General features: G+C 57.2%; 21 protein-coding genes. 18 read left to right on the top strand and 3 right to left on the bottom strand.

The annotated features are described in order from the left end of the window. Nucleotides 1-49 precede the first annotated feature (49 nt). The 12 genes from ACWKV4_RS17475 to ACWKV4_RS17420 all read left to right on the top strand — a co-directional run bounded on the left by ACWKV4_RS17475 (nucleotide 50) and on the right by ACWKV4_RS17420 (nucleotide 7,189). Nucleotides 50-379: a hypothetical protein gene (locus ACWKV4_RS17475; RefSeq protein ID WP_483833366.1), complete on the top strand. Its 330-nt coding sequence runs from the start codon at nucleotides 50-52 to the stop codon at nucleotides 377-379. Next, nucleotides 379-648: a hypothetical protein gene (locus tag ACWKV4_RS17470; protein WP_483833365.1), complete on the top strand. Its 270-nt coding sequence runs from the start codon at nucleotides 379-381 to the stop codon at nucleotides 646-648. The genes ACWKV4_RS17475 and ACWKV4_RS17470 overlap by 1 nt, the downstream gene beginning before the upstream one ends. After that, the gene (locus ACWKV4_RS17465; protein ID WP_483833364.1) at nucleotides 645-1,148 is read left to right on the top strand and encodes a helix-turn-helix domain-containing protein; all 504 of its coding nucleotides are present in this window, start codon (nucleotides 645-647) and stop codon (nucleotides 1,146-1,148) included. Before ACWKV4_RS17470 ends, ACWKV4_RS17465 begins: the two co-directional genes overlap by 4 nt. Continuing rightward, a complete protein-coding gene (locus ACWKV4_RS17460) occupies nucleotides 1,145-1,909 on the top strand; it encodes a BRO-N domain-containing protein (protein ID WP_483833363.1) in 765 nt (254 codons plus the stop codon). The genes ACWKV4_RS17465 and ACWKV4_RS17460 overlap by 4 nt, the downstream gene beginning before the upstream one ends. Then, nucleotides 1,906-2,475: a hypothetical protein gene (locus ACWKV4_RS17455; RefSeq protein ID WP_483833362.1), complete on the top strand. Its 570-nt coding sequence runs from the start codon at nucleotides 1,906-1,908 to the stop codon at nucleotides 2,473-2,475. Before ACWKV4_RS17460 ends, ACWKV4_RS17455 begins: the two co-directional genes overlap by 4 nt. After that, complete coding sequence (locus ACWKV4_RS17450) at nucleotides 2,472-3,221, top strand: helix-turn-helix domain-containing protein (RefSeq protein ID WP_483833361.1); 750 nt, start codon at nucleotides 2,472-2,474, stop codon at nucleotides 3,219-3,221. Before ACWKV4_RS17455 ends, ACWKV4_RS17450 begins: the two co-directional genes overlap by 4 nt. Continuing rightward, complete coding sequence (locus ACWKV4_RS17445; protein ID WP_483833360.1) at nucleotides 3,218-4,006, top strand: ATP-binding protein; 789 nt, start codon at nucleotides 3,218-3,220, stop codon at nucleotides 4,004-4,006. The genes ACWKV4_RS17450 and ACWKV4_RS17445 overlap by 4 nt, the downstream gene beginning before the upstream one ends. Beyond that, nucleotides 4,003-5,376, top strand: a complete 1,374-nt coding sequence (locus tag ACWKV4_RS17440; protein WP_483833359.1) for a replicative DNA helicase — start codon at nucleotides 4,003-4,005, stop codon at nucleotides 5,374-5,376. The genes ACWKV4_RS17445 and ACWKV4_RS17440 overlap by 4 nt, the downstream gene beginning before the upstream one ends. Then, nucleotides 5,373-5,660, top strand: a complete 288-nt coding sequence (locus ACWKV4_RS17435) for a hypothetical protein (protein ID WP_483833358.1) — start codon at nucleotides 5,373-5,375, stop codon at nucleotides 5,658-5,660. The genes ACWKV4_RS17440 and ACWKV4_RS17435 overlap by 4 nt, the downstream gene beginning before the upstream one ends. After that, entirely contained in the window at nucleotides 5,657-6,046 is a 390-nt protein-coding gene (locus ACWKV4_RS17430; protein ID WP_483833357.1) for an antitermination protein Q, read from the top strand. The genes ACWKV4_RS17435 and ACWKV4_RS17430 overlap by 4 nt, the downstream gene beginning before the upstream one ends. A 269-nt stretch (nucleotides 6,047-6,315) precedes the next feature. Further along, complete coding sequence (locus ACWKV4_RS17425) at nucleotides 6,316-6,663, top strand: hypothetical protein (RefSeq protein WP_483833356.1); 348 nt, start codon at nucleotides 6,316-6,318, stop codon at nucleotides 6,661-6,663. A gap of 166 nt (nucleotides 6,664-6,829) precedes the next feature. After that, nucleotides 6,830-7,189 (top strand): hypothetical protein, encoded by a 360-nt coding sequence (locus tag ACWKV4_RS17420; RefSeq protein WP_483833355.1) that lies wholly within the window; start codon nucleotides 6,830-6,832, stop codon nucleotides 7,187-7,189. A gap of 62 nt (nucleotides 7,190-7,251) precedes the next feature. On the opposite strand, the gene ACWKV4_RS17415 is transcribed toward ACWKV4_RS17420, so the two are convergent. Next, nucleotides 7,252-7,518, bottom strand: coding sequence for a hypothetical protein (locus ACWKV4_RS17415; RefSeq protein ID WP_483833354.1), 267 nt, complete (start codon nucleotides 7,516-7,518; stop codon nucleotides 7,252-7,254). A gap of 249 nt (nucleotides 7,519-7,767) precedes the next feature. Here ACWKV4_RS17415 and ACWKV4_RS17410 point away from each other — a divergent pair, with 249 nt between their 5' ends. After that, complete coding sequence (locus ACWKV4_RS17410) at nucleotides 7,768-7,950, top strand: hypothetical protein (RefSeq protein WP_483833353.1); 183 nt, start codon at nucleotides 7,768-7,770, stop codon at nucleotides 7,948-7,950. 69 nt (nucleotides 7,951-8,019) lie between these two features. Here the strand turns inward: ACWKV4_RS17410 and ACWKV4_RS17405 are convergent, their stop codons facing one another. Both ACWKV4_RS17405 and ACWKV4_RS17400 read right to left on the bottom strand, forming a co-directional pair. Next, the gene (locus ACWKV4_RS17405; RefSeq protein ID WP_483833352.1) at nucleotides 8,020-8,445 is read right to left on the bottom strand and encodes a type II toxin-antitoxin system HicB family antitoxin; all 426 of its coding nucleotides are present in this window, start codon (nucleotides 8,443-8,445) and stop codon (nucleotides 8,020-8,022) included. A gap of 60 nt (nucleotides 8,446-8,505) precedes the next feature. Beyond that, nucleotides 8,506-8,685, bottom strand: a complete 180-nt coding sequence (locus tag ACWKV4_RS17400) for a type II toxin-antitoxin system HicA family toxin (protein WP_483833351.1) — start codon at nucleotides 8,683-8,685, stop codon at nucleotides 8,506-8,508. Between the two features lie 87 nt (nucleotides 8,686-8,772). On the opposite strand from ACWKV4_RS17400, the gene ACWKV4_RS17395 reads away from it, so the two are divergent. The 5 genes from ACWKV4_RS17395 to ACWKV4_RS17375 all read left to right on the top strand — a co-directional run bounded on the left by ACWKV4_RS17395 (nucleotide 8,773) and on the right by ACWKV4_RS17375 (nucleotide 10,392). After that, nucleotides 8,773-9,144 (top strand): chemotaxis protein, encoded by a 372-nt coding sequence (locus ACWKV4_RS17395; protein WP_483833350.1) that lies wholly within the window; start codon nucleotides 8,773-8,775, stop codon nucleotides 9,142-9,144. Next, nucleotides 9,144-9,482, top strand: a complete 339-nt coding sequence (locus ACWKV4_RS17390; protein WP_483833349.1) for a hypothetical protein — start codon at nucleotides 9,144-9,146, stop codon at nucleotides 9,480-9,482. Before ACWKV4_RS17395 ends, ACWKV4_RS17390 begins: the two co-directional genes overlap by 1 nt. Before the next feature lie 14 nt (nucleotides 9,483-9,496). Beyond that, nucleotides 9,497-9,727 carry a hypothetical protein gene (locus ACWKV4_RS17385; protein ID WP_483833348.1) on the top strand — a complete coding sequence of 77 codons (231 nt, stop codon included), beginning with the start codon at nucleotides 9,497-9,499 and terminating at the stop codon, nucleotides 9,725-9,727. A 50-nt stretch (nucleotides 9,728-9,777) separates the two neighbouring features. Next, nucleotides 9,778-9,996, top strand: a complete 219-nt coding sequence (locus ACWKV4_RS17380; RefSeq protein WP_483833347.1) for a hypothetical protein — start codon at nucleotides 9,778-9,780, stop codon at nucleotides 9,994-9,996. 90 nt (nucleotides 9,997-10,086) lie between these two features. Continuing rightward, nucleotides 10,087-10,392: an HNH endonuclease gene (locus tag ACWKV4_RS17375; RefSeq protein WP_483833346.1), complete on the top strand. Its 306-nt coding sequence runs from the start codon at nucleotides 10,087-10,089 to the stop codon at nucleotides 10,390-10,392. Nucleotides 10,393-10,504 lie beyond the last annotated feature (112 nt).

Here is a 10,504-nt window from a genome sequence, read left to right as displayed (position 1 = left end):
GCCTCTAGCAGGAGGCATTTTTGAATCTTCGTCTGTGGAGGACGATTTCATGCACCCGAAAAATAGCACCACCCCAGGTGTAACGCAACACCGCCTTACCGCGGAAGCCGGGTTTTACGATACGCCTATTGATAACCGAGGCGGCTCAGTCTTTCACGTTGCTGGCGGCACGAATGTCGAGGATGCGCTGGAAACGGCAAAGGTCCTGTCCTCTGGCCTGGGGCAGATCTGCAATCACCTCTGTGACAGCTTGAATACTGGCGAGATGACCTATTGCGATGGCGCAAGGACGCTGGCGTTCATCGCTGAAGCAGTCAGCGCTCTCGTTTCGAGTGTCCAGCGCAGTACTGCAGCCCAAGTGAATGGGGAGAAGCCATAGTGAACGGCAAAGTTCTCACCTTAGAGCACGAATTCTGCGTCAGCGGAACTTGCGCAGTGCTCGCCGCCGCGGGTCGCGTGCCGGTGGTCGATGCCCTTGATACGGCCACCGATCAACTTGAGGCAGTGGTCGCTGGCTTACGCGACTTGATGAACACGCCAGGCTGCTCCAACCAGGCAACGCTCATCTTCTTCGCTGCGCAAAGCGCGTTGGCGCTTGTCTACGGCGCCCACGCTGGAATTGATGCGGTCGGCGGAGGTGCAGCATGAGCGAGCAGCGACGCATCGTGGATGACGCTATCTTCCAAATCGCCTGCGCTATGGAGTACATCGCTTGGTTACGCTCTGTTCTGTGCGTCCTGCGTGACCGGCTAGATGAACAGCAGGCCAATAAGCACTATGGCCTTGTCGCAGATCTAGCGATCACCAATGCGGACGACTGGCACAACCAGCTCGATGTAGAGCGGGAGTCACTGGGAAACCTCGCAGACGAGGCCTTCCGCCAGAACCCGGTGGCGCCACAAAGCGTTGACCTTCCAAATTGTGGCGCGAATGGACCGGGCCGAACTCTTGCGGAGCGCATTGCCTGGGCTCGGGATCGCGCCTCGCTGAGCCAATTCGAGCTTGCTCAAGCGGTGGGCGTGAAACAGGCCACTATCAGTCATCTCGAAGCTGCTAAGACACACCGGACAGCTTATCTGCCTGAGATCGCGCGCGCATGCGGGGTCAATATCGGCTGGCTAGCTTTCGGGACGGAGGGCGCGCAATGAATCTAATTCCCTTCAGCTTCAACGGCGTAGAGATCCGCGTCATTACCGATGACCTGGGCGAGCCCTGGTTCATCGCAAAGGATGTTGCCGAGCTCTTGGACTACGCGGACACCGATAAGGCGATCCGCACGCATTGCAAAGCTTCGCAGACCTACCCCGCCGAACTGGCGGGTCAGGTACGGCATGTGAAGGTGATCCCTGAGCGAGATCTGTATCGGCTTGTAATGCGATCTGCGATGCCAGCAGCAGAGGCCTTTGAGGAGTGGGTTGTCGGCGAGGTGCTCCCATCTATTCGAAAGACTGGTGGCTACCAGCGCCCGCTTACACCAGCAGAACAAGCCCTTGCTCAAGCTCAGTTGATGGTGAACATAGAGCGTCGTCAACAGGCCAGCGAACAGGCCCTAGCCTGCGTAGAGACCCGGGTGGCCCAAGTTGAGCACACACGCTACTTCGAAAGCACACCTGCTGGCTTTGAACCCATCACGGGTATCCGGTCACGAATCGGCCTGCGCCACGGCATACCACCCTGGGTCATCAATGAGGTGATGCGCGAATTACCGTATTGCCCGCGGCCCTATGGTTTTGTGAAGAACAAGCACGCCGATGAAGGTGGAAAACCTTACCCGGTCTACGCAATCGCTGACGTGACGCGCCTTTTTGACCGTTTCGTAGCCGAGTGCACCCACGAAACCGAGCAGTTCGCTACCCATCCCGACATCCAGCAAGGCCGGTTCAAGCTGTGCCGGAGGAAAACCCTGTGAGCAAAGTCATCGATTTCCCTATGAAGCCAGTCATCGAAACCATCGACGAGGCTTATTTCGAGGGCTTCCCAGATGCGGCCTTACTACTGCACTGCTTCGAGTCAGTCAGCAACGCCGCTAACTTCATCGAAGAAGGCGGCAAGATCGAATTCAAGGATGACACCTATCTGGAATTGATTGAGGCGTTTTGGGCTCTTCAGGTGCTGTTCCGGCGCAAGACGGGCGGCTCCGCTGCTGAGGCGTCGGCACAACACTGGCAACTCATGCGAAAGCATCTCCTTGAAGGGGGGGCGCCGCCCGCCCTGCAAATTCCTGTGGCCATCGTTCCCTATTCACCGCAGCCACCAGAGGCGTTCGAGGGGCTCACGCCGCTTGAGCTCGCCAGCGCAGCTTTCAACTACGCGGACAGGGTGAGAGCGGGGATCATGAGTCATTCCCCGCACGCCCTGCAGATGAGCGAAGCGCGCGTTGCCGCAATAGATGCGACCACTGTGCTCAAGAAGCTTGTGTTGAGTATGGGCCTGGTCGCACACGTCCAGCGTCAGCCTGGGGAGACGCTGCAATGAGTATGGAGTTGATGGTCAAGGCCATGAAAACCAAAGTTGGCAATCCCCTTCGTAAGCTGGTTTTGATCAAGCTGGCTGACAATGCAAGCGATCAGGGCGAATGTTGGCCGTCGTATCAGCATATCGCTGACCAGTGCGAGATCAGTCGTTCGACGGTAAAAGCCCATGTTCGGGAGCTCGAAAAGGCTGGTTTTCTCCGCCGTGAATTCCGTCGCAAAGGCGAGCTAAACCAGTCGAACGTTTTCCACCTATCGCTGGAGAGTGGGGCGGGAGATGCCCCAGGGGGTGGGGCGTTAGAAAACCCACCTGGGGCGGCAGAAAACCCAGGGGGTGGGGCGGCAGCTGCCCCCAGAACCAGTCACTCTTCTGAACCAGTCAATGAACCTAAACCTATGTCTGCAATGGAAGCAGATACAGGCTTCGCCACCTTCTGGAAGCTCTATCCACGTAAGGAGAACAAGGCCAAGGCACTAGCAGCCTGGAATAAGCTAAGCGTTACACCTGAGTTGCTGGAAGTCATCGTCAAGGCCCTCGTCAGGCAATGCCGAAGCGTCAACTGGCTGAAGAGCAATGGTCAGTTCGTACCGCTTCCGACCACCTGGCTGAACGGCAAGCGCTGGGAGGATGAACCACCTGACCTGCTGGCGCCGGCTTCACGCCACACGAACTTGGACCGGATCGACCACGAAGCCGGCCTTGAGCTCGACGCCAATGGTAACTACCGGATTGCGGGGACTATCCAATGACTATTCGACCACGCTACACAATCGAAGCCCGGGCGGGTGATTGCAGTCAGCACGGCCAGTACGGTGACGCCCTGGTAGAGCAATTCGGTGGACAGCCAGCATGGTACGGCTGCCCGCGGTGCCACTTCGACCGCCGGCACTCTGCCGACATCTCGATCCGTGCCGGCGGCGCCTTGGATCACGGCCAGCGCCTGCTGAACGAGCGCTTGCTCGACTCCAAGATCCCGCTGCGTTTCCAGACTTCCACTTTGGAGAACTGGCGTGCGGGCGATGATCAGGCTAACGCCAAGGTATGGAGCCTCGCCACAGGCTACGCGCAAGCATTTGCCGAGAACTTTGAGGTAGGCCGTGCGGTAATGCTTCTAGGGCAGGTCGGCACCGGCAAAACTCACCTGGCCTGCGGAATCCTTCAAGACGTGATTCGCAACTTCGGGGCCCAGGGGTTGGCTGGCCTCTACGCAACGGCTGGCGGGATTATCCGCAGTGTGAAAGAGACATTCGGCGGCCACGGCAAGACAGAATCCCAGGTGTATGCCGACCTGATGAAACCGCATCTACTGATAATCGATGAAGTAGGGGTCCAGCACGGGACGGACTTCGAGCGGCAGGTACTGTTCGAGGTGATCAATGGCCGGTATGAGCGCGTACTGCCTACCATCATCGTGAGCAACCTTGGTGTGGCCGACCTTCGCCAGTGCATGGGTGATCGGGCCGTCGATCGCCTGCGCGAGCGTGGGGGCCTGGTGGCGCTGTTCCGGGGCGATTCCCAGCGAGGTGCTGTATGAGCCGTGAGCTGTACAGCTTGGAGGCTGAATACGCGGTGCTGGGCATTGTCATGCAGTTCCCCGACCTGGTGGACCAGGTGCTGGCCAAGGTGCAGACCCGGGACTTCCATGACTTGGGCAACGCAGCGCTGTACGAAGCCATCAGGACCACGCACGCCGCCGGTATGCCCGTCGATGTCGTTACCGTGGGTATCGAGCATCCGCAACTACCGAATGGGGATAGCCTGCTGGCCTACGCCGGCGAAATCGCTAAGAACACCCCCAGCGCGGCCAATATCAACGGCTTCGTGCGGGTGCTGCTGGAGCGCTCGGCGCTACGCAAAGTGGTTGAGGTAGCGGAGATCATTCGCGATAGCGCAAGCGAAGACCGGCCGGTGGCAGAGATCATCGCCTTGGCCCAGCAGGCTACGGCCGACCTGCGCAACCTGGAAGGCGACACCCCGGATTACGAGCCGCTGAGCCACTACGTGCTGGCTGCCGTGAACACCATCGACGACAAGCGCGCCGGCCGGGCGCCGACTTGGCAGACCACGGGTCTGGAGCATTTAGACCAACTGATGCGGGGTCTGCGCCCGAAGAAGGTCACGGTCATCGCCGGCCTGCCCGGTAGCGGGAAAACGACGCTGGGCCTGCAGATTGCGCAGCACAACGCTGTTCAAGCGCGCAAACCATGGTTGGTGTTCAGCCTGGAGATGCCTGGCGAGGAACTCGGCGTGCGGACCATCGCATCACTGGGCGGTGTGCATCTGCGCCGATTAGACGAGCCCAGCAAGCTTAGCGAAGACGATTGGGCGCGGATGTCCGGCGTGGCTGCCAGGGTAAGTGACGCGCCGATGTTCATCAGCGAAGACCCAGGGCTCACCCCCTCGCGCATTCGGTCCATCGCCCGCAAGTGTCAGCGCGAGCATGGCCTGGCTGGGGTGATGGTGGATTACCTCGGGTTGATCAAAGCCGACTCGCGCGGGCGGAGCCGTTCCGAAGAGGTTGGCCAGATCAGTAAGGCCCTGCTCAGGCTGGCCAAGGAGCTGGACATTCCAGTGATCGAACTGGCGCAGCTCAACCGCGACTCGACAAAGCGGGTAGGCAAAAAGCCTCAGTCCAGCGATCTACGCGACTCGGGCGAGATCGAGGCCGACGCCAGCTGCATTTTGATGGTTCACCGCGACCTCGACACTGAAGAAGGGCAAAACGGCGTGACCCAGATCCTGATGACCAAATGTCGCCACGCCAAGGTCGGCGACTGCCTGCTCCAGCAGGAGGGGCAGTACGGCCGGTTTGTGGACTTTAAGGGGGCTATACCCAGCCACGAAGAGGTGGAGATGGGCCGCGGGCAGTTTTCAAATAGGTATTCGGGGAGGAGCAGGGTATGAGCAACGTCAGTGCGGCACTGCCGCGAAAAAGCTTGACCACGGTAGAGCGAAAATTCCTAAAAGTCGGCAACCGGATGTTGCTCGAAGAGACAAACGGCCGGATCGCCTCAGCCGCCCTGATGGACATTGTGGCCGACTGGCACGGCACACCTGGCTCGGTCGGTTTCGAGGCCTATGCCAAGGGCTGGATTGCCGATGGCAACGCCAAGAACAAACACGCCGACAGGTTACTGCGCGAGTTATTTGGATTGACTCCCGCTCCCACGCCTCGGAGGGCTGCATGAAGAAACGAACCTACCTTGGTAAACCCCTGGGCGATACCGAATACCTGCTCGAGCAGTGGGGCTGGTGGCGGATGGACGGGATGGGGGTCCCGCAATGTGTGTCGCCGCTGTATGCCCTCATCCGAGATAACACGCCAAGTATCGGTGGAATCAAGTCATACGTGATCCTAGATGACGTGGCTTTGGCCATCGACCGTGCTGTGGCTAGGCTAACGGCTAGGGATGGCCAAATGGGGCTTTTCATCTGGCTTTACTTTGGCGCGAAGTGGCCAGCGAACCGTATTTCCCGGGAAGCTGAGATGTCCGAGCGCAAGGCTTGGGAGCTGATCAAGGCTGGAGTAGCCTGGATCGACTCAGCCATTGAGAGCTTCAGAGAGGCGGCGTGAAAAAAGTCTTTCCGTACAGATAAAGACCTGTTTTCATAGCAGTGTGTCCAGTAAGCAAACGCATCGCGGCACCAAAATACCCTGGCCGACACGCCGGGGTTTTTTATGTCTAAAGTTTTCTTTTTGCCTGGCGATAACGATGGCAAGTCTCTGAATTTGCAGAATGTTTGGTGAGGATTTTTTGAATTGCAACCTGCCTCCATTCACCATCTGGAAATTTATAATCTGAGAAAAACATCCGCTTTATCTCGTTCGCCATGGAGTGCGACATGAAAGAAGTAACAACAGCTGCGACGCAAAAGCGGCGAGTGGGTTTGGTGCTCGGCCTGGGAATCTTCTTTTTCCCCGTTGTGTTTGGATGGTTCGTGTTTAGGAAAGGGCATTCCACCTTATCGCGAATAGTCGTCCTCCCGTGGCTGCTTTTTGGCGTACTAATTTTCTTCACCATGGGTACTGCCATTAAAATGGCTTTGGACAGCACCAACGCTTCCAAGGCGAGCACTGCCCAGTCTAGTGCCGTTCAAGTACCGGCTGACTCGCCGAAAGCCTATACGTCATCTCAAGCCTCTCATGACTATGAAGCGAATCAGCGAATCAGCGAAGCCGCTAGACAGTGACCGGGTGACCGCGTTAATTTTCAGCCTGCGGTTAGGTGCGTGAGAAGGTAGTCGCTCTGAACATAAAAACCCCGGCATTGAGTCGGGGTTTTGCTTTTTATGGATTCTGGATCCATCCTGCGCTACCCTTCAGCGGCTTTGTATTCAGCGAGCTAAAGGACTACGCATGCACAGTTTTCTCAGCAAAACTTTTGGCGGGCTCTCGCGAGCCTACTACCTCCGACAGCTGTTTTTTGGGAGCTTGATTCTGGCGCTATTCGTCTCGATCGCCTTGAAGTCTCAAAATACCCAATATGGCATGATCGCAGTGGCAGTTGGCCTAACCCTTCTGTACCCATATTCACGGTTCGTGTACGAGCGGGTTATTGGATTCGTGGTAGGTGAGAACGTATTTTTTGGCAATGCCTTGTTCATGTTGACGGTAAAGGTCTTCACCATGATGCTTTGTTGGGGCTTTGCATACGTGATTGCCCCCGTCGGGCTTATTTACCTGTACGTCTATCATTCTCGGCAGGTTGCCAGATGATTAAGCCCCGGCCTTTGAGCCGGGGTTTTTCGTAATGGGGGCAGGTACCTAACGTTTGCCTATCAAGGGCATGACTGAACTTCACCAGCTCCGTTGAAGTAGCAATACTTTCCTCGTTCACCGCTGTATCGGTAAGTCGGTTCGCCCGATTGTTTTTTGTCGTCTTCAATTTTCTGCTTTAGCCGATCACAAGACGGCGTGCCGTTATTCGCGCGAAAAAGCGAGGTTTGCTCCTTCGCGCATTTCTTCTGCAGCTCGTCGACCTGACGTTGGTCTGCTAGTGCGAACATTGGAATCACGAGCGCCACAGCTACCGCGAAATTCCTCATCGATATCACTCCTATGGTTACCGCATACCGACCTCGGTGTCCTGAATTCTAGTCCGCCTACTGTAAAGTGAAGGCGACTAGCCACAATGTTTGGCAAGTTGGAGCGACCTACGCGATCTCTTCATGGGCTCATTATCAGGCGGTCCGCATGGCCCGCTACCCAGCAAAGAGTTGAGTCGGTTATCCATCCTGCAAACACAATCCGGGGCAATTTCGCGCCCGGGCATCAATACCGTTAAGGAAAAGAAAATGGCTGATAAATTTATCCAAGTCACCGCAAGCAATGGTCAGACTGCTTTGGTCAACGCAGGGAGCATTACCAAGGTCATTGACCAGGGTTCCTACCGTGCAATCTACCAAGGTTCAGACACCAATAATTACCAAGTGACCACCACCTTGGCAGCGCTCAAAACCGTGCTGAACGCTAGCTAAAGCTCAACCAGCTCTTCAAAGTTGGTATTAGCGGGTCTAGTGTGTCTTCGTCCCGCCCATGCGCTGGGTTCATGCCACTTCGGCGTGAATGACCAAGCGTTTGCCGAGCGCCCCGAGCGCCCTTTCCAATGCATCCATCTTGGTTGGATGTAGGAAGTCGACCAACCGGTCGCTGGTGTTTTGAGCAACGCCCAGCAATCGGCGTAGGTCGGCTTTGCGCATACCTTTTTCGACCATAGCGTTCCACAGCTCGATCTTGGCCACCGTAGCTACTGGCAGGTGCACAACGTGCTCGCCTGGCTCCGGTGGCGTCGCGTGTGGGATTGCTCGACGCTGATCAACGTAGATCGACAGAGTGGTCTCGATGGCGTCTACAGCTTCTTGAAGCGCATGCGCCTCGTCGTCGCCATAGCTGTTGAATTCGGGCAGGTCGCGGCAGAACACCGCAAGGCCTGGTGAGTCGTCGGTTTCGAACCGAATTGCAAAGCTGTACATGGATAAACCCCTACGTGCAGAAGGTGAGGGTGAAGCGCGATTCAAGCGGTGAAGGGGCTTTCAGAGCCCCAGTTGTTTAATGATCGCCTTGCGGGTTCCTTCTGGCATTTCCTTACTGCCGTGATCCGCGAAGGTTGTCCTGTTGCCGTTTGGGGCGGTGACTTTGAAGTGGCTTCCTTTGCCTACTTCGAAGGTCACCCCTTGGGCCTTCAACCACCGTCTGAATTCGCTGAACTTCATCACCTCGCCTCGTTGTTTGGATGAGGCAATTATACTACTAAAATGTGGTATGAACAACTAAAAAGTAGTATTTATCTGGAGCAAGCGATGGACCCAACCGACCTCGGCGCAGGCACTGCTACCTGGCTGGGCGGCACAGGGACCATATTGCTTGGCGGCTTCCTATGGCTACGGCGCTTCCTGTCCAAGGACGCAACCGAGCGCGCCATGGACAATGCCGACATTGGCACTGTCCGCCGCCTGAATGAACTGCTCGACTCAGAGCGCACTGCTCGTTTGGCATCCGATGCCCGAGCTGACCAGTTTGCAAGAGAACGAAACGAACTCGCCGCCGCAGTTGGCCGGATGGAAGGCAAGATTGAGTCCCTCTCCAGCCAGGTAGCCCAACTTACTGAACAGGTGACCACTCAAAGCGCCGAGATTTCTCGGTTGCGGTCGCAACTTGGGGGTGCCGCCTGATGCATAGAGTCGCAATGGAATTTATCGCTCGCCTATGGTGGCGGCGCGCAGAGGTGTGGCTGATCGCTGCACTGCTGGTAGGCGGCGGGGGAATCTTCGGTTTCCAGGCTGCCCAGTGGTCGCTGGCCAGCGCCTACGTCAAGTCGGTAGATTCGGTACGCTCTGCCTACGACGAAGCGCTAAAGCAACGTGACCTGCGCCTAAGCAGCCTGGCGGACAAAACAACCAAGGCCGCCGAGAAGGTCGAGGCCGCGGCTAACAGCGCTAACAAGGCAGCGGACACTGCGAACAAGGCAGCCGACAAAGCCGTTGAGGCGGTGGACCGGGTTAGTCAGTAGCCCAGGGGTGACGCATGAACAAGAAGCAAATCGCCATGGCCACGCAGCTATTCCATGAGCGTGATCGTATTCAGTCCTTGATTGATATTATCGCGTCTGGAAAGGGCATTGGGGTCACCATCACCTCTACCTATCAACCGGACGAGGTTGTACAGGTTGTGCTTCCGGCCTTGCGTACGCACTTCCAGTCGCAGCTCAATCGCATCAATGCCGACCTGAAGCAACTGGGCTGGTCAGGCGCTTAACCGCGCCACAAAACGAGATAAGCCCATTTCGTGGCGCGCACGGAGACAGCATGAAACGCAGCGACCATTCAAACCTTCAGCATCTACTCAGCTCGCGGCCTCTGCTGATCAAGCGCCATGGCATGCACATTTGTCTTCACGATGCGTTCAGTGGAGAGGTACTGGCAGGCCAGTCGCGTGTAGAGCTAATCCAAGAGCCTGGGCAATTGCCCCGCATACATGTGGAGTTCACCTGCGACGGCAAGCACGTCCGGCTGGCAGGCGAGTAATGGGCTGCCTCGGATGTGCAGCTCGCCGAGCGCGAATGCTCAAGTGGGCCAAGGTAGCAGCAGAGCGATTACAGACAATGGTGAGGCGCAATGGCCAAGCTCAAGATGCTCAAACCCAGGATAAAGGTGCTCGATCCGTGCACGGTCAAGAAGACCAAGGCAGCTGAGTGGGGATCTGGTCGTGGCGGGCGTCCATGGCGGCGTATCCGTGACCGTATCCTGCTGCGTGACCAGTACACCTGCCAGGTCTGCCGCCGTGTAACGCATGAGCTTGAGGTGGATCACGTTATCAACGTGGCCCAAGGCGGTTCGGATGATGATGCAAACCTACAGAGCCTGTGTGTGCCTTGCCACAAGGCGAAGACCGCGCAGGAGTCGCTAGCCGGGCGATCCTAAGCCGCGCCTCCCATGGGCCTTCTGAGGCTCCTAGAGGGGCACCAAAACGCACCAAAAAGGTACGAAAAGGGGGTAGGTGGGTCAAAAGCTCGGGGGGCCGCCCCCTCGGACA

Source organism: Pseudomonas artemisiae (assembly GCF_057128685.1).
The sequence above is the reverse complement of the archived record's forward strand: the minus strand, read 5'-3'. Positions and strand labels throughout refer to the sequence as shown.